Consider the following 21,772-nt stretch of genomic DNA (forward strand, 5'->3'; position numbering starts at 1 on the left):
ATACAAGCGCCTGTTGACAGGCATTTTGAACAGCTTGCTTGATAAGCTGTTCCAGTAACCGGATCACTGCCTGTCGGGAGCAGTCTTTTTCTTTCGTCCATAGGTCTCTTTGGCCGCCTCTTTACATTCGAGGTATGCCTTCATGACTGCCTGAAAGTAGGCGTCTTTTGCTTCTTCGCTGATGGTTCCTCCGGCAAAGAGCGCCTGATTTTCCCGGAGCATTTCTTCCAGATCAAGGGATTCGCGCCGTCCGCCCTTCTGCCGCATTTCCTCTACATAGTCCATGCGATCCATGCCGTAACTGGGATCTTCAATCTCGTCATTCTTCAGATACTCGGTGGAAACGCCGAGAGCCTTTGCCAGCTTGTACAGTTGTGCGGCCTGGGGGAAACGCTTGCCGCATTCATAGTAGGTGAGCGTGCGCACTCCGATCCCTGCTTTGTCTGCAAGCTCCTGCTGGCTGAGCCCCAGCTGTCCGCGGTGTTCCCTGACTTTTTCCGTAAAGGGTTTCATGCGATTGCCTCCATTCTGTAAAATATTGTGCGTATTCTTGCGGATTAGATATTGACAATCCGGCTGATTCTTGCTAGAATACGAATCAAATAAAACGTATGTTCTAGCAACTATATGCACATTATAGATGCTGAAAGCAGGGATGTCAAGTAATAATCGTGCTGAAAATTGCGGAATTATGCGGAAAGATACGAGAAAGAGGTGGAAGAATGGACAGAGTGATACTCCACTCAGATATGAATAACTGTTATGCCAGTATTGAACTTCTTCATCATCCGGAGCTGCGCGGCAGGCCCCTTGCTGTCGGGGGAGATCCGGAAGCCAGACACGGTATTGTACTTGCGAAGGATAAGCTGGCGAAAAAGGCAGGAGTAAAGACTGGCATGGCGCTCTGGCAGGCCAGGGAGGTCTGTCCGGAGATTCAGTTTGTTCCGCCGCATATGGATTTGTATCTGCGGTTTTCCCGGCTGGCACATGAAATTTACGGAGAATATACAGATAAGCAGGAGGCCTTTGGGGTGGACGAGAGCTGGCTGGATGTGACAGACAGCTGCTCCCTGAAGGGCGATGGTATGACGATTGCAGCGGAAATCAGCCGCCGGATTAAATTTGAGCTGGGAATTACCGTCAGTATCGGCGTTTCCTGGAACAAGATATTTGCCAAACTCGGTTCCGACTATAAGAAACCGGATGCCATTACCGAGATCAGCAAGCAAAACTACAGGCATATTGTCTGGCCTCTTCCGGCGGAAGATCTGCTTTTCGTTGGTCCGGCCACAAAGAGAAAGCTGCGCGATTATGGAATCCGCACCATCGGGCATCTGGCTGAGGCAGATCCGGGCATTCTGAGCCGCAGACTTGGAAAAATGGCTTATATACTTCATGCGTTTGCTAATGGCGAGGATCAGACTCCAGTCAGCAGGGAAAATACCTCCGCTCCCATTAAGAGCATTGGAAACAGTACCACCACACCCAGAGATCTGGTAAATGAATCGGATGTGGCGATTGTTGTATATCTCCTGGCAGAGAGTGTCGCGGCGCGGCTCCGTGATAATCATTTTAAAGGTGATGTGGTGGAAATCTCCGTCCGGGATAAAGATTTGTACAGCTTTACCCGCCAGCATAAGATTTCGATGCCAACCAATATCACCAGTGAGATTGCCGCTGTGGCCATGAAGCTGTTTCGGGAAAGCTATAAATGGGAGAAGCCGATCCGGAGCATGGGTGTCCGTGTGTCGGATCTGGTTCTGGAGGACTGTCCAATACAGCTTGACCTGTTCATCAGCCAGGAGCAGCGTGAGAAACAGCACAGGGTGGATGTGGCGGTGGATACGATCCGTAGAAGGTTTGGATTCTATGCGATTCAACGGGGACTGATGTACACAGACCGCAAATTAGCCGCGCTGAACGCAAAGGAGGACAATGTCGTTCATCCTCACGGCTATATGGAAAGAGGGAACAGAACCGGCGCATATGCCGGATAGCTGTACCGGAAAACGAGGTGTAAGCGATGGAGGAACAGAAAAGCTGCAAAGTATATGTAGATGTAGGGGTAGAGTTTACTGCAGAAGGAAAGATGCGCCCTTCCTGGATACGCTGGACGGATGGACATATATTTCAGATTGACCGGATAAAACAGATCTGCAGAGCGGCCAGCCGGAAGGCAGGCGGTGTGGGACTGCGGTATACGGTAATCATCAGCGGGCAGGAGTCTCAGCTGTATTATGAAGAAAACTATAAATGGTTTGTGGAAGCTAAACATCCGCAGTGAAGATGAATGAGATTATTTTCTAACGCTGTCTTGGGAGCAAAGGCAGCCGATACAGATAGAGAACCGGCAGCGCAGCTTCGCGCGACGGAACTTGCTGGTTACATACTGCGTGTCCCCCGATTTCCTTTCCCTTTATCGGGCCAGCACGCTTAGAAAGGATTTTATAAGATGAACGAATGATGAAGGGAGATTGAAAAATGAGCCGCAAAAATACACAGACATTAAACAGCATCCGGAGGCTGTGCCGGATGCAGGAGCTGGATGAAAAAACACTGTATGACCGTTCCAAACTGATTTTATCCGCATACCGGGATATCTGCTGGTCAACGGCGGGACGGGCTGACCAGGTACGGGAGGAACTGATTTGCTACTGCGGTTCCCAGCTGGATGACGCATTGATTTATCTGGAAACCTTTGCGCCGGATGAAGCCAGGGAACATTTTGAGGAACGGATAAAGACTCTGTTTGAGACACGTTGGATGATCGAACTCGTGGAAGATACTATGGTACGGGTCAGAGACTATCCCTGCAACGGGAATCTGTACTGCGAGATTCTTTCCAAATGCTATCTGACCTGCTTTAAATACAGGGAGCCGGAACTTTTGGAAATTCTCGATATGGAGCGCAGTACCTTTTACGACAAGAAAAAGGAAGCGGTGCTGGTATTCGGACTGTCTCTGTGGGGTGCGTCCATACCAAAGCTAAAAGGATTTCTTGGACATACAGATGAAGAAGCCGAGTATTGGGAAGACAGCTATGGATATGGCTGTATGGAAGAATCAGTCCGATGAAAACCCGACCTTTTCCCGACTAAATCCCGATGAAAGTCCGATGGAATCCCTACTGAAAGTCCGACTTTGGTTCTGCTATGATTGCTATGCTGGCAGAAGTACGGTATAGCAGTCAGGATAATTGAATAAATAAATTTCAGCCTTGTGCCTTTGATGGGGACAGGGCTTTTTTTATGCCGTCTGCCAGACATTCGGCACAGATGAGAGTCAGAGGTGAATAAGCCTCCGGCTCTTTTTCTGTGCCTGCAAAGGAGGGCTGGCAGGTGCAGGAACGGCGCTGGTATAACACAAGATACCCGTGATCTCCGGTTTTGAACCAACCATTCAGAACCACAGAAAGGAGATCGCGGATATGGCGAAAACAATTTATCTGGTGAAAAAGAACCCGGAAAGTAAAAAAGAAAACACAGAGTGGATGCAGATGAGCGGAGAAGAATTTTATCGGTTTACCCATTCGGAGGAAGGGAAAGGAAGATATTTCATTCATTTGACGGATGACGTTGGATATGAGGCAGATGAGATTTACATTGAGGCGGGATATGAAGAATATCAGGATTGGTATAAAGAGGCTCGCCGCCATCGGTATCTTTCCGACTGTGCAAAAGACACCATGATTATCTCATCAGACGTTCCGGTGAGCGGAGGAGAAGAACTGCTACTGATTGATACAATTCAGGATGAAAGTATTTCAATAGATGAAATGATAGAGAAAAAAGAGATGCTTAAAAAGTTACGTGAAGCACTGGCTTCATTGTCATCTGATGAAGTGGCAATTATTCAAACTTTGTATTTTTCAGGGTGTATCATAACCGAAGCGGAAGCTGGAAAACATCTTGGAATATCACAGCAGACTTTCCATTATCGGAAAAAGAAAATTTTTTCTAAATTAGCAAAATTTCTTTTTGTTAAATCTTAAAAAGTTGCCCAATAGGAGGGGTGAAGGGACAAACTTCACTTCTCCAGGCCCAGGGCCTGATGAACGTAGTTGTTCTTTCAATGCAGATTGAAAAGAAAATACGCATTCATCAGGTACAGTCCTGTGATGGGAAGCCACATCCAGTGGTACGCCATGATCCTGCAAAGGGGAGCGGTTAATGCCAGCTGGTAAGTGCCGGATAGCTTCCGGCATGGCGATGATTCACCACAGGGATAATGAGACTTCCGTCCAGCCACAGCCCCGCAGGAAGCGGGATCACGCAATGGGGACGGCCCGGCGAGAACCGCGGGGAGGTTAGATGCCTATGGAGCCGGAAGCATCCGGCCGCCTGGTGATTTCCCATGTATCGGGGTGCCGGGGACAAATAGATACAGACGCAAAAATATCTTTAAGATGCGGAGACTGGCTTTATGTCAGCCTCTGCTTTTACATACAGCGAAGGAGGATAAAGAATATGAGATACGAAGATTTGGTTTATCACAAAGGCGACATATACATTGCGGAGCTGGGCGAGAATTTCGGCCATGAACAGAGCGGAACGCGTCTGGTGATCATCATGCAGAATGATGTGGGAAACTACTTTTCTCCCACGGTGACGATTGTTCCATTGACCTCGAAGGACAAGAAGCCCGGTCAGCCTACCCATTATCGGCTGGATATGAAAAAGTATCCGTTTCTCACATCATCTTCCACGGCCCTCTGTGAATCGCCCAGAACACTGGATAAACGGCTGCTGAAGAAATACCTTGGAAGAATTGATAAAGCGGATCTGGCTAAGGTGGATGAAGCCCTGGCGGCGCATATCGGATACCGGATTCCGGAGGCTGTGGATGCACCCTGAGCCGCTGGCATATTTTCCGAAACTTAACAATAGTTATGAGATAAGAGAATGAAGGTGGTGTATGTGGTTGATAATGGAAGAAAGGGAAACGGCTGCTGTTCAGGCAGTGGACAAGGCTGAACTGACAGAACTGTCCTCTGTCAGAGTACTGACGGATAGCCAGAAACAGCCGGATCTGGAGGCTTTAAAGAGGCAGACAAAGAATCTGTACCGCTATCGTGTAGGAAATGTGGTTGTGGAATTCGATTACCTTCATAACGGCAGAACAGTCAACGACCTGTTTGCGCTGATGGTTCAGGCAGGAATGTGACATCCTTGAGTGAAAGCAGAATCCCCAATATACTGTAAGTGACCTGAAAACAGGCACCAGCGGCGGCTGCCTGCCCGCAGCTGCCGCCCACAGTATTTCCCTGATAATTTGAGAAAGGAGCAGATGTTATATGTTACAGAAACGGCTGGAACGATACGACACGGCTCTTTACCTGAGATTATCGAAGGAAGACGGAGATGTGGCGTCAGGTTCCAAAAATGAAAGCAACAGTATTGCAAATCAGAAAAGCCTGATTATGGATTATTTGCAGTCCAGACCGGAATTCCGGGTGGTATCCATTCGCGAAGACGATGGTTTCTCGGGTACGGATTTCAATCGCCCGGCATTTCAGGCCATGATGGAGGACGTAAAGAAGGGAGTGATTAACTGCATTATCGTAAAGGATCTGTCCAGGTTTGGCAGGAATTACATTGAGGTAGGACGCTATCTGGAGAAGCTGTTTCCCATGCTGGGGATTCGTTTTATTGCTGTAAATGATAATTATGACAGTTTGGAGGCGGACACGGCACATGATATTGTCGTCCCCTTTAAGAACCTGATCAATGATTCCTACTGCCGGGATTTATCCGTAAAGATCAGAAGCCACCTGGCCATCAAAAGGAAGAAGGGCGAATTTATCGGGGCGTTCGCCTGCTACGGCTATCTGAAGGACGAGAATAACCGGAATCAGTTGGTGGTCGATACATACGCAGGACAAGTTGTACAGGACATCTTTCGTATGAAAATCAATGGCATGAGCCAGTACCGGATTGCGGATGCGCTGAATGAGCAGGGTATTCTGTCACCAATGGAGTACAAAAAATATTTGGGAAGTCATTTTGAATCTTCCTTCAAGGTGAATCCCAAGGCTGTCTGGACGGCAAAGGCGGTAACCAGAATCCTGACCAATGAGGTTTACACCGGAGTGCTGGTGCAGGGAAAACAGACGACGCCGAACCACAAGGTTAAGGTACGCCAGGAGGTGGATGAGGCTGACTGGATTCGGGTTGAGAACGCCCATGAAAGCCTGATTGACCGCGTTCTGTTCGATATCGTCCAGAACCTGATGGGCCGCGATACCCGTACTTCTCCTAATGAAACACAGGTGTTTCCCCTTTCCGGCCTTGTCTACTGCGGAGACTGTGGCCATCCCATGGTTCGTAAGATCAGCCGTTATACCAAAAAGAAGAAAGCGGATGACGCGCAGACTTATGGATATTTTCTTTGTTCTGAGAAGTGCGGGAAAGGCGGATGCAGCTGGCACAGAATCGGCGAGGACGACCTCATGGAAGCGGTTCTCGGAGCGGTGAACCTGCATATTCAGAAGGTACTGGATGTGCAGGAAGCGCTGAAGCAGATTGAAAAGGCTCCGTCACGGCAGCTGATGATACAGAAATATCTGGAGCGGCTGTCCAGGAAGGAAGAGGAACGCAAAAAGGCCGAACGGCTGAAAATCGGGATTTATGAAGACTTAAAAGACGACCTTCTGGATAAGGAAGAATACCAGAAACTGAAAGCGGAGTTTGACAGCCGGATCGCTGAGGCAGAGGCCGCAGTGAAAGAACTTACCCGGCAGATTTCGGAACTGGAAGAAAGCCACAGCGCAAGTGCTCCATGGATGAATTACTTTCAGCAGTTTGGACGCCTGGAACAGCTGACACGCTGGGCGGCAGCCATCGTTATCAATAAGATTCTGGTTTACGAAGATAACCGGATTAAAATCATATTCAATTTCGAGGCGGATCTGAATCGGATTCAGGAGATACTGTCCGCAACGGAGGAACATAAGAAGGAGGCAGTCTGATGGCGCGAAAGAAAAGGCTTGATGTCAATGAGGTACTGGATCGGGAACGAGCTAAAATTGAATTTCAGGAAGAACAAAACATTTATCACACGGCGGGATATATCCGGCTTTCCATAGAGGACAGCGGGAAAACCGACGGTTACAGTCTGGAAAATCAGGAAAGGCTGGTGCGGGACTATATCGCGGATCAGCAGGATATGCGGCTGTATCGGCTGTATATTGATAACGGCGCGACAGGAACTGTGTTTGAACGTCCGGCATTTGATGAAATGATGCAGGATATGAAGGATGGGAAAATCAACTGCATCGTGGTCAAGGATCTCTCACGCCTTGGCAGAAATTATCTGGAAGCCGGGAACTATCTGGAACAGATTTTCCCGTTTTTCCGGGTACGATTTATCTCCATCACAGACGGCTATGACAGCAATTCCCCAGATGTGACGGATGAATCGCTGATTATCCCACTGAAAAATATTATCAATGAAGGATATGCGAAGGACATTTCACAGAAAATCACTACTTCCTTTGAGGCTCGGAAAAAGCAGGGACAGTTTATGGGAAAATATCCGGTGTATGGATACCTGAAGGACCCGGAAAACAAGAATCATCTGATTGTCAATCCGGAAACCTGCGGGATAGTGAAACGGATTTTTCAGATGCGGGATTCCGGAATGGCTCTGGGAGCGATTGCCAGCCAGCTGAATGAGGAGGACATCCCCTCTCCCGCCCGCTACCTCTGGATAAAAGGTCTTTCAAAAGAAGAAAGACACAAGGATTCCTATTGGGACAGAATCAATGTGAAACGGCTGCTGACAAACAAAATGTATCTGGGAATGCTGGTCTATGGAAAAGAAAGGACATCCTTTGCCAGAGGAATCAAGCGGCAGCGTGTTCCAGAATCGGAATGGAAATACGTTCCCAATGCCCATGAGGCGATTATTGATCAGGAATTATTTGATTCTGTTCAGAGAAAGCTGGAAGGCGCGAAACAGGATTTTTTCAAAATGACGGGAATCAATGAGGATTATCAGCCGGAAAATCTCTTCCGTGGCCGGATTCACTGTTCTGACTGCGGCAGAGCCATGAAGATGACAAAATTTGTGACAACCAGGAAGGACGGGAGCATTGACCGTTACGCATTATATGAATGCTGCCGGAGAAAGCAGTTGTACGATCTTTCCTGCCCTCAGAGGAGTATTCGCAAAGCTGCAGTTGATAAAACGGTGGAGGAAGCCATTCGCTTCCACATTCGTACTTTTCTCGACACAGAGCAAGTAATCGCCAAACTGAACCGCTCCCTAAAAGGCAGGGCCGTTGCCTCTGATATACAGAACCGTATTCGGGAAAAACAGCGCCGTATATCCAAAATTGAACGGCTCAGCACCGGGATTTATGAAGACTATCGGGAAGGAATTTTAAATGAAGAGGAATATCTGGCGCTTCGCAAACAATACGGAGAAGAAAAAGAAGATCTGCTGAAAGAAGTGGATGCGCTTCTACTGGCGGAGACAGAGCATGAAGCAGATTATCACAGTACCGGATCTCTGGCGGATATCGTCAGAAAATATGCGGAGTTTCAGGAATTAAACCGTGAGATTGTGGAAGCCTTTATTGCCGATATCCAGGTACATACTGACTCTCATCTGGCTATTACCTTCGCCTTTGAGGATGAGTTTCAGCGGCTGATCGATATGGCAGAACAACGCAGGAGGGAGACAGTATGAGACAAAAGACACTGGCGCTCTATATCCGGCTTTCAAAAGAAGACGATGATGTGGGAATTTCCTCTGATAAAGAGGAAAGTAACAGTATTACCAACCAGAGGATGCTTCTGTATGATTATCTGAAATCACATCCGGAATTTCAGGATTACCGGATTATAGAAAAATGCGACGATGGCTACAGCGGAAAAAAGTTTGACCGCCCTCAGTTCGTCGAGCTGATGGAGCTGGTCAGGCACCGGGAAGTGGATTGCATTATTGTAAAGGATTTTTCCAGATTCGGCAGAGACTATATTGAAATCGGAGATTATCTAGAACAGCTCTTCCCCTTCCTGGGAGTACGATTCATCGCGGTAAACGACAGGTATGACAGTCAGGAAGGCGGGAAACAGACCGCAGGACTGGAAGTGGCGTTCAAAAACTTTATCTATGACTTTTATAGCCGGGATACTTCCAAAAAGATACGGAATGTCCGAAACAAGATGGCAAAGGCGGGCCAATTCGCCAGTGCAAACGCGCCCTATGGCTACTTGAAATCAGCGGTGGATAAGCATAAGCTGGTGATTGATGAGGAAGCGGCTACCGTGGTCCGGGAGATTTTTCGGCTGCGGCTCTCCGGCCTTTCCGGGAACAAAATTGCTGCTATCTTGAATGAAATGGAAATCCCCTCTCCTGCTCAATATGCGCTGAATCATAAACGTGGAATGGACTGGCGGCGGGTGAATCGGAAAACCGCATGGGACCCGGCAAAAGTGCTTGCGATTTTAAGGGACGAGCGGTATGCTGGAAATATGATATCCCTTCGCAGAACGCTGAATGGCATTTACGGAGCAGATACTCCGGTGGAAAAGGAAGAATGGGTTAGAGTTGAGAATACCCATGAAGCCATAGTCTCTTATGAAGACTTCGCAAAGGCTCAGACCACCTTCCTAACCTATCAGAAAAGCCAGCCAAAGGCCATACAGAAGTACAATGCCTTTACCTGCGCTCACTGCGGGAGGAAGCTGTCCTTCAGCAAGGATCGAAAAAAGCTGCTCTGCCGGTATGGAGAGGTAAATCCTTCAGAACCTTGCTACAAGGCCGCTTATCCTGCAGAGCAGTTGAGAGGCGCAGTGCTGGATAGCCTGAAATGGCATTTTGAACAGTTTGTCCGGTGGGAACAGATGAATGCTCAGGCAGATCAGCAGGAGCAGATCCGGCTGGACACATCGGGCTTAAAAAAACGGATTGATACACAGGAAAAAGCAAAGACCATTCTTTATGAGAAGTACCGGGACGGCAGGTTAAGCCGCGAGGAATACATCTCGGAAAGAAATCGTGTGAATCTTCAGCTGGAAGAAGCCCGGAAGCAGCTGGAACAGATCCGTATGGAGCGGGAGGCCAGAGAAAGCGGGGAGACAAAGCTCGGTGAGTTTTCCAGGCTGGTTCAGAAGTACCGTTATGCGGAGACACTGACTAAAGAGTTGGAACAGACCTTTGTAGAGAAGGTTCTGATATTTGATGCGGAGCACATCCGGATAACCTGGAAGTTTGAGGATGTGTTTGCGGCAGTCGAGGCGATGGAGTAGCAGCCCATAGGGCCAATACTCCAAAACCTCAAATTTTTTTATTCCTAATGGGACACCAGCAGATGTCACCGAACGGCTCCTCCAGATCAACCCCTCTCTTGCGGCCAGGGCCAGAGTGGTGCTGGACGTAAACAAATCAGAACGGCATATCCGGGGCGGACTGGCTACCAGGGAGAAATATCTTCATCAACATGAGTAAAACGGGAAAATGTAAAACGGAGGTAGATTGTGCAGAGACTGTGCAGCTGCTTCCGTTTTTTGTGAGAAATCTGAAATGACCTGGCATCATGACATTATGGTATGTGCAAAAATTGTACAGTAAGCGCTAAATAATTGACCGGATAGCAATGAATCGGATTTTATGAGATACTTCAGATACTTGGAGTAATTCACTTCATATCCGGATCTTGGATTTACAAAAGTTGCGATTTCACTTCATATCTACCGTTGCTTTTGTTGTACCTGATTACTCCAAAGTCTAACTTCTTAACTTTACAGGAGATGAATCAAATGAGTACAGCTTCAATCTCGCAGGATCACTGGTTAGAACTGATCAGCCAGTGCAGATCCAGCGGACTTACGGATCGTCAGTGGTGTATTCAGAACGGAATCCCTACCAGCACGTTTTATTACCACATAAAGGCTTTGCGAAAGAAAGCCTGTGAGATTCCGGAAACTTCTGTTGCTGCCACACAGAAACAGGAGGTGGTCCAGATTCCGCTTTGGGAAACAGAATCACATCCGGATACCGTTCCGGTTTCTTCACCATCGGTCTGCCTCGAAATGCAGGGGATCCGTATCGAAATCCATGAACAGGCCGGGGCAGATGTGATCCGTAATACACTGCTTGCCCTGCGGCAACTTTGTTAGGCGAGCTGTCCGGTGTGGCAAAATTTTTCCTGGTGACAGGCTACACCGACATGCGCAAGAGCATCGACGGGTTAATGGCAATCGTCCGGGACACCTATGAATTGGATCCATACAGTAACTCCCTGTTCCTTTTCTGTGGGAGACGCTGTGACCGGATCAAGGCGCTTCATTAATTCCGACATCGGAATTAATGAAGTTATTCCGATTTTTCAATTATTCCGACAGAATCGCATGATGATATATTTTTGTTAAAAACAGTTGAAAAATATCGGAATAAGTATTCTCCTATTCTATATCAAATATAGGGAGGAAAATACTATGCAAGAGCCTGTCATTAAAGGCAAAGGGATTGCTGTCTCTGATGCTGAGTCTGCCGGATGACTGGAATTATAATATGCAAGGACTTGCATCCTTGAGCAGGGATGGAATTGATTCTGTCCGGTCTGCAATCAAAGAACTGGAACACCATGGATATGTGCAGCGAAATATTGTTAGAAACGAGTATGGCTGCGAAATAATCCTGACTTCATTGCAGAATTGGATTATGTGATGGAGCTTAATGGAAAGCTGATTGGACAGAACATTTTCATGAAAGCGGTGATCAAGGCTGATGACGGGAGCAATATTCCAATATCTTTATGTCCCAGATCAATTAAACGCTGAGTGGATTCAATTGATGAAATCATAGAAGTACAAAATGTGGAATCAAGCATAGGTAACAGGATGGCAACGGAGAATGATTTGGCATTACACAGTCCTTTGGCTATATTATTAGGATGAAAGTCAAGTTCTTTGATTGCTTCTTCTATTGCCAGGCGTGTGCTTTCTTTTACTGTTTTGCCATTAATGTATTTGGAAACAGTAGCTACAGAAAGACCGGCACGAGCTGCAACATCGCGTATTGTTGAGGCCATAATAACGCCTCCCTTCTTAATGTGATTGGCTTATAAAAATATTAGCATAATTGCAGAAATTATTTAACGCTGTTAAAGATGCATATATTCCTTAATGAATCCTGTGATTGCTGTTCGCTCCGTTCACAGCAACTTGGTCAAAATCCATTCCACTTGCTGTAAACTGTCAGGAATGCTATATTATAAGAAATATCTGTCGTACTGTACAGTTGTACCAAAAATAAAATGTATGGGAAAGACGGTGAAAAAATGATACCGCCTGTAAGAATACACGGACGGAAATGGGATGTGGAGGAATGGAGCATGTTTAAAGAAATTAGAGATGAACGGGCTTTCAACGGGATTTTAAATCAGATTATAGAGAACATTCAGAATGGCAGTCTCAAAGCGGGCGATGCCCTTCCGGCGGAGCGGACAATGGCGGAGATAATGGGAGTATCCAGACCGGCAGTCAGAGAAGCTTTGAGAGCACTGGAACTGCTGGGAATAGTCAAGCCGGTGCCGGGAGGCGGAAATTATATTACGGAGGACCTGGATACCTGGCTGATCGAACCTTTATCCATACTTTTTAAATTAAATAATGGATATCTGCGCCAGAATCAGCAGTTCCGTGCGGCACTGGAGCGAGAAGCGGCAATTCTTGCGGCACGAAAGTGCACACCGCTGGATGCAGCAGAATTATGGGTGATTCTTGCACGGCTGGACGCCGCAGAAGATGAAAAGATACGGGGTGAACTGGATCGCGAACTTCACAAGAAGATTGCAAAGATCGCAGATAACCCGATGGTTTACAGTGTCCTTGCGGCAGCAGATCAGCTTACTGAGAATATTGTTTCCGGGACGAGAGACTACATTATGAAAAAGAATAATTCTGTCAGAGAGGTTGATGACCAGCATCATCGGCTTGTTAAGGCAATCATCAACGGAGATGTAGAACAGGCGGAACGATGTATGTCCGAACATATGGATACGATTGAACGTTATATGGAAGAAATGCAAAAAAAATCCTGAGAAATTTTGGGCATTTTTACAGGGTAAATTGATATGACCTCTATTGCGTTTTGGTAATACCGGCGGTATAATTAAAATGTAAATTGGTAATGCCGATAAATAAAACTGGCAACACCAGAAGGAGGGACGAAACAATGGGATATGTGAAATGGTCACATGAGACACTGAATCATTTTTGCGGAGACGTATTCAAGGCGTTTGGTTTTACAGAGGAAGAAAGCAATCAGATCAAGGATGTGCTTCTTACGGCTGACCTTTATGGAATAGAAAGTCATGGCATGCAGAGAATGGTGCGTTATCATAAGGGAATCGAAAAGGGAACGATCCATCCGCAGGCAAAGCCTGAAATTGTATTTGAAACACCGATATCTGCAGTGATTGATGGTCATAATGGAATGGGACAGCTTATTTCCGTTTATGCAATGAAAAAAGCAATCGAAAAAGCCAAAAAGACCGGAGTTGGAATTGTAACTGTCCGTGAGTCTAATCATTTCGGTATCGCTGGATATTATGCAAAGATGGCATGCGATGAGGGACTTCTGGGAATGGCCTGTACAAATTCAGAGGCTATTATGGTTCCTACGTTTGGCAAAAAAGCCATGCTTGGATCAAACCCAATCGCAGTAGCTATGCCGGCAGACCCGTATCCGTTTTTCTTTGACTGTTCTACCACGGTAGTTACAAGAGGAAAACTCGAAATGTACAATAAAATGGAGAAACCACTTCCGGATGGATGGGCCCTGGACAAAGATGGTCATGCAAGTACAGATGCACCGGATGTCCTTTCCAATATTGTTGCAAAGAAGGGCGGTGGAATCATGCCCCTTGGTGGAAATGAAGAGGTTACAGGAAGCCACAAGGGATATGGATATGGTATGCTGTGTGAACTATTCAGTTCCATTCTTTCTATGGGGGTTACTTCGGATCATTGCTGCACATTCCCGGATAAAACAGGAATCTGTCATGGATTTATGGCAATCGATCCGGCTGCATTTGGTGATCCTCAAGCAATCCGCAGACACTTTTCAGAATACCTGGAAGCTTTGAGAGAAAGTCCGAAGGCAGAAGGCAAAGATCGTATTTATACACATGGTGAAAAAGAAGTTTTGGCAGAAAAAGATAGAAGAGAGCATGGATTACCTGTAAACGATAATACGATGGTCGAACTTGCTAATCTGTGTGGATATCTCGGACTTGACTTTAATAAATATTTTGATGGATATGAGCTTCCAAAAGAAAGCAAATTCTTTACCGGTAATTATTAATAGATTAGAAGATTGCTGTGAACGGAGTGAACAGCAACAATAGAAGAGTCGAATGATACGGTTTCGCAAAATTTAAGATACCAGGGAGGACAATAGAAATGGATTATGCAAAAGAATCTTTAAGACTGCATGGAGAATGGAAAGGTAAGATTGAAGTTGTAACAAGAGTACCTGTAGAAAATAAGGATGATCTGTCACTTGCCTATACACCAGGTGTTGCACAGCCTTGTCTCGAAATCCAGAAGGATGTGGATAAATCTTATGATCTTACCAGAAGATGGAACATGTGTCTGGTAGTAACTGACGGTTCAGCTGTTCTTGGACTTGGAAATATCGGACCAGAGGCCGGAATGCCGGTAATGGAAGGAAAATGTGTACTTTTCAAGGCATTTGGCGATGTAGATGCATTCCCTCTTTGTATCAAGAGCAATGATGTAGATGAGATCGTTAATACAATTTATCTGATCTCCGGTTCTTTTGGCGGAGTAAATCTGGAGGATATTTCAGCACCGAGATGTTTTGAAATTGAGAAGAAATTAAAAGAAAAATGTGATATCCCGATTTTCCACGACGATCAGCATGGTACAGCGATTATCACTCTTGCCGGTCTGACCAACGCACTGAAGGTTGTAGGAAAGAAAAAAGAAGATGTTCGTATCGTTATGAACGGAGCAGGAGCTGCTGCAATTTCTATTGCACGTCTCCTTCTGACAGCAGGATTCAAAGATATCACTCTCTGCGACAGAAAGGGTGCAATCTACGAGGGACGCCCGGAAGGCATGAATCCGATCAAAGAAGAAATGGCTAAAGTTACTAACCTGGCTAAAAAATCCGGTTCTCTTGCAGAGATGCTGGTTGGCGCTGATGTATTTATCGGTGTTTCAGCACCGGGTGCTGTTACAACAGAGATGGTTAAGACCATGAACAAAGATGCAGTTGTTTTTGCATGTGCGAACCCGACTCCGGAGATTTTCCCGGATGATGCAAAGGCAGGCGGAGCAAAAGTTGTTTCCACAGGAAGAAGTGATTTCCCGAACCAGATCAACAACGTACTTGCTTTCCCGGGAATCTTCCGTGGTGCATTTGATGTGAGAGCAAAAGAAATCAATGACGAAATGAAATTGGCAGCGTCTGAAGCACTTGCAAATCTGATCACAGATGAGGAACTTTCTCCGGAGTATATTATTCCGAAGGCATTTGATAAGCGAGTAGGACCAGCGGTAGCCAAAGCGGTTGCTGAGGCAGCAAAGAGAACCGGTGTAGCTCGTATTTAAACGAGATACGCAGGGGTAACACCGGAAAGTCATGAGACTGCACTGAAGGTCATGAAAGCGTGCCAGATAGAGGTTGTCGAATGAACGGATTACAAAAAGATATAGAATAAAGTAAAGCAGAAGGGGCTGTCGGTTAATATCACATTTCGGCATCCTCAGTAGCAATTGAAAGGATCCCTGCAAGGACAAGGCTTGTTAGCCTTCCACCTTGCGTAGGATCCTTTTTTCTATGAAAGATGAAATTTATTTTTGGCCGCAAAAATCCCTTGTCTGGATTTTTACAGCCACACTTTTGATCAAGCTGTTTTTTTCGGTGTTTTTCCCTCAAACTTCTTTAATTTTTCATTGAGAAAACGGCAGTATTTATTTATATTCCTTCCGATTGCGGTCCGCTCAAGAGATTAAAAGATAAATAAAAGTAGAGTAGTTTGAGATGGGATTAATTTCAATAATTTTCTCTTTTTCTGTTTACGAATCTTTATTTTGATATATAATATAGATGTAACAGAAAATAAATTTGATACAGAGAGGTAACACTATGAAGATAGCAGCCTATTGCCGTGTTTCCACAGATAAAGCCGACCAGCTTAACAGTTTAGAAGCTCAAAAGGAATTTTTCTCCGAATATACGCAGCGTACCGGGGATGTTTTAGTGAAATTATATGCAGATGAAGGTATTTCGGGAACTAAAATAAAAAATCGAAAAGAATTTCTTCGTATGATGGCAGATGCAGAAAAGGGAATGTTTGACATGGTTGTTGTAAAGGATATTTCTCGCTTTGCCAGAAATACCGTAGATCTTTTACAGAATGTTCGCAAGTTGAAAGCGTTAGGTATTGAAACACAGTTCCTTACAGCGAATATGACAAGTATGGGAAATAGTGAGTTTGTTCTCACCATCTTTGGAGCATTGGCTCAGGAAGAAAGTGCCAATACATCTAAGCGAGTGAAATTTGGAAAGAAACTAAATGCAGAAAAAGGACGAGTTCCCAACATTGTGTACGGATACGATAAAACAATCGGAGATTATTTCAATCTTGAGATCAACAAAGAAGAATCGAAGGTTGTAAAGCAAATTTATAAGTGGTACACAGAGGAGGGTTACGGTGCTGCCAAAATTTCCAATATGCTGAACGAAAAGGGATATCGAACAAAGAGAAACTGCAAATGGAGCCAGAATGCCATCTGTCGGATTTTGACCAATGAGATTTATACGGGAAAGATTATCAATGGAAAGCAGGAAATCAGTGATTTTCTGACTGGTCAGAGAAGAGAGAAGGATGAAACGGAATGGCTTGTTGTGGAACGTCCAGAACTTCGTATTATTGAAGATGAGGTGTTTGAAAAAGCACAGGAAATTCTTCGTGGAAGGAACGATGCGTTCAATCTGAATCATGAGCGACAAAGCAACAAATATTTGTTTTCTACATTGATTAAATGTAAAGAATGTGGCTGGTCTTTCCGAAGAACAGTTCGTACTTACAAAAATACGTATGTGCGTTGGGTTTGCTCTGGAAGAAATGGGAAAGGAGCAGATAGCTGTCCAAATAAAACGGTTGTAGATGAAGAAGAATTGATTCAGATTTTACAGGAATATTTTAATCGGGTTCTTCAGCAAAAAAATAAAGTAATTGACTATGTTGTGAAAGAATTCCAAAGAGTGTACAAAGCAAAAGATGAAAATGCAGAGTACGAGAAGGAATTGAATTTGCAGATTGCCAGATTACAGAGAATGCGACAGAAATATATGGACATGTATACTGATGATTTGATTTCAAGAGAAGAATTGAATGATAAGTTGGGTGGTACTCGTCAAGAACTGGCTCGTCTGGAAAATGAATTGAAAATGGTATCCAGTAATTTGACAAAAGGAGATCAGATGGAAAAAATCTTAAATGATACCTTTAAGCAGATTGAGGATATTACAGATGTTCATGAGATGACCAATGTACAGTTAAAGAGACTGATTAAGAAAATAGAAGTAGACAAAGATGGAAATGTGGATATTTACCTTCGATTATTGGGAGATTTGGGATTAAATGAAAGCATTTTAGTGGAAGACGAATGTGAAAATAAAACAGTTCTAAATAGTAATGACCAAACATAAAGATGTCACCGAACGGCTCCTCCAGATCAACCCCTCTCTTGCGGCCAGGGCCAGAGTGGTGCTGGACGTAAACAAATCAGAACGGCATATCCGGGGCGGACTGGCTACCAGGGAGAAATACCTGCATCAGCATGCATAGCCGGTCATTTTTCAAGAAATATTGAGAAAAGTCTGTGAAAGGGCCCAAGCCCGGAACACAGACTTTTTTCTATGCCTGGATTTATAAATGAAGATCGCTTATATAATTCAAAACGACAAAACACATAGAGGATAGCTTTTTTATATTTGGTAAAAATAGATAAAAAATAAAAAAGAAAATTGTGAAAAGTCACGTAAATATATAAAAAGGGACTCGAGTCCTTTTTCAGATGTTAAATTAAAGGTAAGATGCAGGTAGAACAAAGAACGAAAACAAAAAAGAAAGAAGGTATGATTATGAATTACTCAGAAGATGCTAATAAACAATATCACATTCAGGTAGGAAAAGGAGATGTGGGACGTTATGTGATCCTTCCGGGGGACCCCAAACGCTGTGCTAAGATTGCCAAGTATTTTGACAACCCGGTGCTGGTGGCAGACAGCAGGGAGTATGTTACCTACACCGGATATCTGGACGGTGTGAAGGTAAGCGTTACTTCCACAGGAATCGGCGGACCGTCTGCTTCCATCGCCATGGAAGAGCTGACCATGTCAGGAGCAGATACTTTTATCCGGATCGGAACCTGCGGAGGCATGCAGCTGGATGTGAAGAGCGGAGACGTTGTCATCGCAAACGGCGCTATCCGCATGGAAGGTACCAGTAAAGAATATGCGCCTATTGAGTTTCCGGCGGTGGCAGATATCCGGGTGACAAATGCTTTGATCCAGGCAGCAGAGGAGCTGGAAAGCCCTTATCATGTGGGTGTGGTACAGTGTAAGGACTCTTTCTATGGACAGCATTCTCCGGAAAGAATGCCGGTGAGTTATGAACTTCTCAATAAATGGGAGGCCTGGAAACGGCTGGGCTGCCTTGCTTCGGAGATGGAATCAGCGGCTCTTTTTGTTGTGGCAAGCCATCTGAGAGTTCGGGCAGGTTCCTGTTTCCTGGTTATGGCAAATCAGGAGAGAGAAAAAGAAGGCATGGAGAACCCTGTAGTCCATGATACAGATATGGCTATACGGGTGGCGGTACAGGCAATCCGAAATCTGATCAAGGCAGACCAAAAGGCAGAGAAATAAGGGAGGAAATTATGGAAAAAGCAAAGATACAGGAGCTGATCGATACAGCAGTTGCTCAGCTTTCCTACTCTTATACACCATATTCCCACTTTAAAGTTGGAGCGGCCCTCCTTGGGAAAAATGGACAGATTTACACGGGATGCAACATTGAAAATGCAGCCTATACTCCTACAAACTGTGCAGAGAGAACGGCTTTTTTCAAAGCAGTCAGTGAAGGAGTCAGAGATTTTGAGGCCATCTGTATCGTGGGAGGCCCGGAGGGACAGCTTAATGATTATACCCCTCCCTGCGGAGTCTGCAGGCAGGTTATGATGGAATTCTGCAGTCCAAAGGAATTCCAGATCATACTGGCAAAAGGGAAAGAAGATTATAAAATATACAGGCTGGAAGAGCTGATGCCCCAGGGATTCGGCCCTGGTAATCTGGAAGACTGAGAGGCAAGGAGGACAGAAATGAAAGAATATAAACGTGTATTTGTCATCGTAATAGATTCTCTGGGAATCGGGGCTATGCCTGATGGAGAAAAGTTTGGAGATGTTGGAGTGAATACCCTGGGACATATATCGGAATCCGTAGAAAACTTCCGGATTCCCACCCTTCAGAAGCTGGGAATGGCCAACCTGACGCCCCTTCGTCAGGTGCCTGCTGTGGATGAACCTCTTGGATATCAGGCTGCTCTGAGAGAGCGGAGCAACGGGAAAGATACCATGACCGGCCATTGGGAGATCATGGGAATTGAGACTAAGAAGCCATTTAAAACATTTACAGAGCATGGCTTTCCTAAGGAACTGATCGAGGAGCTGGAAAAGAGAACCGGCCATAAAGTAATCGGAAATAAAAGCGCCAGCGGAACGGAAATCATTGATGAGCTGGGAGAAGAAGAGATTGCCACCGGACATATGATCGTCTATACTTCTGCGGATTCTGTGCTCCAGATCTGCGGGAATGAAGAGACCTTTGGCCTGGAAGAATTATACCGGTGCTGCGAGATTGCAAGAGAGCTGACCATGAAAGAAGAGTGGAGAGTGGGAAGAGTCATTGCAAGACCCTATGTGGGCAGGAAAAAAGGAGAGTTTGAGCGGACCAGCAACCGACATGACTATGCCCTGAAACCACCGATGAAAACCGCTCTGGACGTGCTGAAAGATCATGGACTGGATGTGATTTCTGTAGGAAAGATCAAAGATATTTTTGATGGAGAAGGGATTACAGAAGCCTATAAATCCAAATCTTCTGTTCACGGTATGGAACAGACCATAGACATTGCCAAGAAGGATTTTCATGGACTTTGTTTTGTAAATCTGGTGGATTTTGATGCAAAATGGGGACATAGAAGAAACCCGGAAGGCTATGCAAAAGAGCTGGAAATGTTTGATGAAAAACTGGAGATTTTACTGGAAAATCTGAAAGACGATGACCTCTTGATCATTACGGCAGATCATGGAAATGATCCTACCTATACAGGAACAGACCATACGAGAGAAAAAGTGCCCTTCCTGGCATACTCCAAATCCATGGAAGGCAACGGAAGGCTGCCGGAACAGGATACTTTTGCGGTGATCGGAGCTACTATTGTTGAGAACTTCGGACTGGATATGCCGGAACAGACCATCGGAACCTCATTGCTTTCATATATAAAATAAAACTTTGACAAAGGAGGAATGAAGAGATGAAAAAACTGAAAAGGCTTGCCGCATTGCTTCTGGCAGTATGCACAGCGGTTACTGCCCTGGGATGCGGACCTTCGGGAACACAGGAAAGTACCAGCGACTCAGAATATCGTGTGGCCATGATCACAGACAGCGGGGATATCACGGACCAGTCTTTTAACCAGACGACCTATGAAGCCTGTCTGGAGTATTGTACAGAAAACAACATTGATTTTACCTATAAAAAACCAGATGGAGATACAGACTATGCCAGGATTGCCATGATCGATGTGGCCGTGGCAGAAGGATATAACATCATTGTTATGCCGGGATATATCTTTGCACCGGCACTGGTAGAAGTGACTTATAAATACCCGGATGTGAAATTTATCGCCCTGGATATGACGGCGGGAGATATCATTGCGGCAGCTGTAGGAAGCAAATATTATGATGATCCGGATTCCTATGAGGCTTCCGATTATTATAATACGGAAAACACATACTGTGCAGTCTACCAGGAGGAAATACCGGGATATATGGCAGGATATGCAGCGGTAAAACTGGGATACCGGAACCTGGGATTCCTGGGCGGACAGGCAGTGCCGGCGGTTATGAGGTTTGGATTCGGTTATGTACAGGGAATTAATGACGCGGCCAAAGAACTGGGAATTGTAGATGAGATTCAAGTGGAATATGCCTATGGAGGACAATTCTATGGTTCTACAGAGATTACGGCAGCTATGGATACCTGGTTCAGCCAGGGCACAGAGATCGTATTTGCCTGCGGCGGCGGAATCTTTACTTCAGCAGCAGAGGCTGCGGCGAAAGTAGGGGGCAAAATGATCGGCGTAGACAGTGACCAGTCTCCTATTATTGACGCATATGGAGAAGGAATGACTGTGACTTCAGCTATGAAAGGCCTGGGAGCTACTGTAAAAGCTATGCTGAATTCGATTATTGTAGACGGTACCTGGGAAGAACATGTAGGAAAAATTGAGAACCTGGGTCTGGTATCAGGAACAGATACATCTGTAAATTATGTGGGACTTCCGGAGGATACAACTCAGTGGAATGAAAACTTTACTGTAGAAGATTATCACCAGCTGGTACAGAAGATTTATGACGGAGAGATCCAGATTGACAACTCTATTGACAAGATGCCGGAGGTATCTGTCAAGGTAAACGAAAGACAAGGATCGATCATGTAG

At 45.4% G+C, this 21,772-nt stretch carries 23 protein-coding genes and 2 pseudogenes; 23 read left to right on the forward strand and 2 right to left on the reverse strand.

The features are described from left to right. Positions 1-63 precede the first annotated feature (63 nt). Positions 64-513, reverse strand: a complete 450-nt coding sequence (locus B5G00_RS06735; protein ID WP_022346285.1) for a helix-turn-helix domain-containing protein — start codon at positions 511-513, stop codon at positions 64-66. A gap of 209 nt (positions 514-722) precedes the next feature. Here B5G00_RS06735 and B5G00_RS06740 point away from each other — a divergent pair, with 209 nt between their 5' ends. From B5G00_RS06740 to B5G00_RS06800, 14 genes and pseudogenes are all read left to right on the forward strand, one after another. Beyond that, on the forward strand, positions 723-1,997 hold the full coding sequence (locus B5G00_RS06740; RefSeq protein WP_087270432.1) for a Y-family DNA polymerase: 1,275 nt from the start codon (positions 723-725) through the stop codon (positions 1,995-1,997). A 26-nt stretch (positions 1,998-2,023) separates the two neighbouring features. Continuing rightward, positions 2,024-2,284, forward strand: coding sequence for a hypothetical protein (locus tag B5G00_RS06745; RefSeq protein WP_015544917.1), 261 nt, complete (start codon positions 2,024-2,026; stop codon positions 2,282-2,284). Positions 2,285-2,481: 197 nt separating this feature from the next. Then, on the forward strand, positions 2,482-3,075 hold the full coding sequence (locus tag B5G00_RS06750) for a hypothetical protein (RefSeq protein ID WP_022346283.1): 594 nt from the start codon (positions 2,482-2,484) through the stop codon (positions 3,073-3,075). A gap of 352 nt (positions 3,076-3,427) precedes the next feature. Continuing rightward, positions 3,428-3,991: a hypothetical protein gene (locus tag B5G00_RS06755; RefSeq protein ID WP_087270435.1), complete on the forward strand. Its 564-nt coding sequence runs from the start codon at positions 3,428-3,430 to the stop codon at positions 3,989-3,991. Positions 3,992-4,011: 20 nt separating this feature from the next. After that, positions 4,012-4,170 (forward strand): hypothetical protein, encoded by a 159-nt coding sequence (locus B5G00_RS18870; RefSeq protein ID WP_162613490.1) that lies wholly within the window; start codon positions 4,012-4,014, stop codon positions 4,168-4,170. A gap of 296 nt (positions 4,171-4,466) precedes the next feature. After that, on the forward strand, positions 4,467-4,853 hold the full coding sequence (locus tag B5G00_RS06760; RefSeq protein WP_162613491.1) for a type II toxin-antitoxin system PemK/MazF family toxin: 387 nt from the start codon (positions 4,467-4,469) through the stop codon (positions 4,851-4,853). Between the two features lie 73 nt (positions 4,854-4,926). Further along, the gene (locus B5G00_RS06765) at positions 4,927-5,163 is read left to right on the forward strand and encodes a DUF6870 family protein (protein WP_087270441.1); all 237 of its coding nucleotides are present in this window, start codon (positions 4,927-4,929) and stop codon (positions 5,161-5,163) included. Between the two features lie 130 nt (positions 5,164-5,293). Continuing rightward, a complete protein-coding gene (locus B5G00_RS06770; RefSeq protein WP_087270444.1) occupies positions 5,294-6,967 on the forward strand; it encodes a recombinase family protein in 1,674 nt (557 codons plus the stop codon). Beyond that, positions 6,967-8,691, forward strand: a complete 1,725-nt coding sequence (locus B5G00_RS06775; protein ID WP_087270447.1) for a recombinase family protein — start codon at positions 6,967-6,969, stop codon at positions 8,689-8,691. Before B5G00_RS06770 ends, B5G00_RS06775 begins: the two co-directional genes overlap by 1 nt. Continuing rightward, positions 8,688-10,256, forward strand: coding sequence for a recombinase family protein (locus B5G00_RS06780; protein WP_087270451.1), 1,569 nt, complete (start codon positions 8,688-8,690; stop codon positions 10,254-10,256). The genes B5G00_RS06775 and B5G00_RS06780 overlap by 4 nt, the downstream gene beginning before the upstream one ends. 61 nt (positions 10,257-10,317) lie before the next feature. Further along, positions 10,318-10,455, forward strand: a pseudogene (locus B5G00_RS06785) (sporulation transcriptional regulator SpoIIID); the annotation flags it as partial. Between the two features lie 311 nt (positions 10,456-10,766). Continuing rightward, positions 10,767-11,126: an IS66 family insertion sequence element accessory protein TnpA gene (tnpA, locus tag B5G00_RS06790; protein ID WP_242971307.1), complete on the forward strand. Its 360-nt coding sequence runs from the start codon at positions 10,767-10,769 to the stop codon at positions 11,124-11,126. A gap of 14 nt (positions 11,127-11,140) precedes the next feature. Beyond that, positions 11,141-11,299 (forward strand): IS66 family insertion sequence element accessory protein TnpB, encoded by a 159-nt coding sequence (gene tnpB / locus B5G00_RS06795; protein ID WP_140403120.1) that lies wholly within the window; start codon positions 11,141-11,143, stop codon positions 11,297-11,299. 155 nt (positions 11,300-11,454) lie between these two features. Continuing rightward, positions 11,455-11,676 (forward strand): helix-turn-helix domain-containing protein, encoded by a 222-nt coding sequence (locus B5G00_RS06800; RefSeq protein ID WP_330396321.1) that lies wholly within the window; start codon positions 11,455-11,457, stop codon positions 11,674-11,676. Here B5G00_RS06800 and B5G00_RS06805 read toward each other — a convergent pair. Further along, on the reverse strand, positions 11,669-12,040 hold the full coding sequence (locus B5G00_RS06805; protein ID WP_087270465.1) for a LacI family DNA-binding transcriptional regulator: 372 nt from the start codon (positions 12,038-12,040) through the stop codon (positions 11,669-11,671). The two genes, B5G00_RS06800 and B5G00_RS06805, sit on opposite strands and share 8 nt — an antisense overlap. A 303-nt stretch (positions 12,041-12,343) precedes the next feature. Between B5G00_RS06805 and B5G00_RS06810 the strand changes: the two genes are divergently transcribed. From B5G00_RS06810 to B5G00_RS06850, 9 genes and pseudogenes are all read left to right on the forward strand, one after another. Continuing rightward, entirely contained in the window at positions 12,344-13,051 is a 708-nt protein-coding gene (locus tag B5G00_RS06810; protein WP_087270468.1) for a FadR/GntR family transcriptional regulator, read from the forward strand. A gap of 134 nt (positions 13,052-13,185) precedes the next feature. Next, on the forward strand, positions 13,186-14,316 hold the full coding sequence (locus B5G00_RS06815) for an Ldh family oxidoreductase (protein WP_009247458.1): 1,131 nt from the start codon (positions 13,186-13,188) through the stop codon (positions 14,314-14,316). A 98-nt stretch (positions 14,317-14,414) separates the two neighbouring features. Then, positions 14,415-15,590 (forward strand): NAD(P)-dependent malic enzyme, encoded by a 1,176-nt coding sequence (locus B5G00_RS06820; protein WP_087270472.1) that lies wholly within the window; start codon positions 14,415-14,417, stop codon positions 15,588-15,590. 538 nt (positions 15,591-16,128) lie between these two features. Then, positions 16,129-17,697, forward strand: a complete 1,569-nt coding sequence (locus B5G00_RS06825) for a recombinase family protein (protein ID WP_087270475.1) — start codon at positions 16,129-16,131, stop codon at positions 17,695-17,697. Beyond that, positions 17,687-17,836, forward strand: a pseudogene (locus tag B5G00_RS06830) (sporulation transcriptional regulator SpoIIID); the annotation flags it as partial. The gene B5G00_RS06825 and the pseudogene B5G00_RS06830, both read left to right, overlap by 11 nt. A 293-nt stretch (positions 17,837-18,129) precedes the next feature. Beyond that, entirely contained in the window at positions 18,130-18,915 is a 786-nt protein-coding gene (gene udp, locus B5G00_RS06835) for a uridine phosphorylase (RefSeq protein ID WP_087270603.1), read from the forward strand. 11 nt (positions 18,916-18,926) lie between these two features. After that, positions 18,927-19,349, forward strand: coding sequence for a cytidine deaminase (cdd, locus tag B5G00_RS06840; RefSeq protein ID WP_087270481.1), 423 nt, complete (start codon positions 18,927-18,929; stop codon positions 19,347-19,349). An 18-nt stretch (positions 19,350-19,367) separates the two neighbouring features. After that, the gene (locus B5G00_RS06845; protein ID WP_087270484.1) at positions 19,368-20,558 is read left to right on the forward strand and encodes a phosphopentomutase; all 1,191 of its coding nucleotides are present in this window, start codon (positions 19,368-19,370) and stop codon (positions 20,556-20,558) included. Between the two features lie 26 nt (positions 20,559-20,584). Beyond that, a complete protein-coding gene (locus tag B5G00_RS06850; RefSeq protein ID WP_087270488.1) occupies positions 20,585-21,772 on the forward strand; it encodes a BMP family lipoprotein in 1,188 nt (395 codons plus the stop codon).

The organism is Blautia sp. An46 (assembly GCF_002161645.1).
Lineage (GTDB): Bacteria > Bacillota > Clostridia > Lachnospirales > Lachnospiraceae > Blautia > Blautia ornithocaccae.

What these genes read in the sequence shown, in the direction of transcription:
- B5G00_RS06770 (WP_087270444.1), top strand. Translation starts at nt 5,294, where the DNA reads ATGTTACAGAAACGGCTGGAACGATACGACACGGCTCTTTACCTGAGA.
- B5G00_RS06750 (WP_022346283.1), top strand. Translation starts at nt 2,482, where the DNA reads ATGAGCCGCAAAAATACACAGACATTAAACAGCATCCGGAGGCTGTGC.
- B5G00_RS06780 (WP_087270451.1), top strand. Translation starts at nt 8,688, where the DNA reads ATGAGACAAAAGACACTGGCGCTCTATATCCGGCTTTCAAAAGAAGAC.
- B5G00_RS06740 (WP_087270432.1), top strand. Translation starts at nt 723, where the DNA reads ATGGACAGAGTGATACTCCACTCAGATATGAATAACTGTTATGCCAGT.
- B5G00_RS06735 (WP_022346285.1), bottom strand. Translation starts at nt 513, where the DNA reads ATGAAACCCTTTACGGAAAAAGTCAGGGAACACCGCGGACAGCTGGGG.
- B5G00_RS06825 (WP_087270475.1), top strand. Translation starts at nt 16,129, where the DNA reads ATGAAGATAGCAGCCTATTGCCGTGTTTCCACAGATAAAGCCGACCAG.
- B5G00_RS06745 (WP_015544917.1), top strand. Translation starts at nt 2,024, where the DNA reads ATGGAGGAACAGAAAAGCTGCAAAGTATATGTAGATGTAGGGGTAGAG.
- B5G00_RS06845 (WP_087270484.1), top strand. Translation starts at nt 19,368, where the DNA reads ATGAAAGAATATAAACGTGTATTTGTCATCGTAATAGATTCTCTGGGA.
- B5G00_RS06810 (WP_087270468.1), top strand. Translation starts at nt 12,344, where the DNA reads ATGTTTAAAGAAATTAGAGATGAACGGGCTTTCAACGGGATTTTAAAT.
- B5G00_RS06805 (WP_087270465.1), bottom strand. Translation starts at nt 12,040, where the DNA reads ATGGCCTCAACAATACGCGATGTTGCAGCTCGTGCCGGTCTTTCTGTA.
- cdd (WP_087270481.1), top strand. Translation starts at nt 18,927, where the DNA reads ATGGAAAAAGCAAAGATACAGGAGCTGATCGATACAGCAGTTGCTCAG.
- B5G00_RS06815 (WP_009247458.1), top strand. Translation starts at nt 13,186, where the DNA reads ATGGGATATGTGAAATGGTCACATGAGACACTGAATCATTTTTGCGGA.
- B5G00_RS06765 (WP_087270441.1), top strand. Translation starts at nt 4,927, where the DNA reads ATGGAAGAAAGGGAAACGGCTGCTGTTCAGGCAGTGGACAAGGCTGAA.
- B5G00_RS06760 (WP_162613491.1), top strand. Translation starts at nt 4,467, where the DNA reads ATGAGATACGAAGATTTGGTTTATCACAAAGGCGACATATACATTGCG.
- B5G00_RS06755 (WP_087270435.1), top strand. Translation starts at nt 3,428, where the DNA reads ATGGCGAAAACAATTTATCTGGTGAAAAAGAACCCGGAAAGTAAAAAA.
- B5G00_RS06820 (WP_087270472.1), top strand. Translation starts at nt 14,415, where the DNA reads ATGGATTATGCAAAAGAATCTTTAAGACTGCATGGAGAATGGAAAGGT.
- B5G00_RS06775 (WP_087270447.1), top strand. Translation starts at nt 6,967, where the DNA reads ATGGCGCGAAAGAAAAGGCTTGATGTCAATGAGGTACTGGATCGGGAA.
- tnpA (WP_242971307.1), top strand. Translation starts at nt 10,767, where the DNA reads ATGAGTACAGCTTCAATCTCGCAGGATCACTGGTTAGAACTGATCAGC.
- B5G00_RS06850 (WP_087270488.1), top strand. Translation starts at nt 20,585, where the DNA reads ATGAAAAAACTGAAAAGGCTTGCCGCATTGCTTCTGGCAGTATGCACA.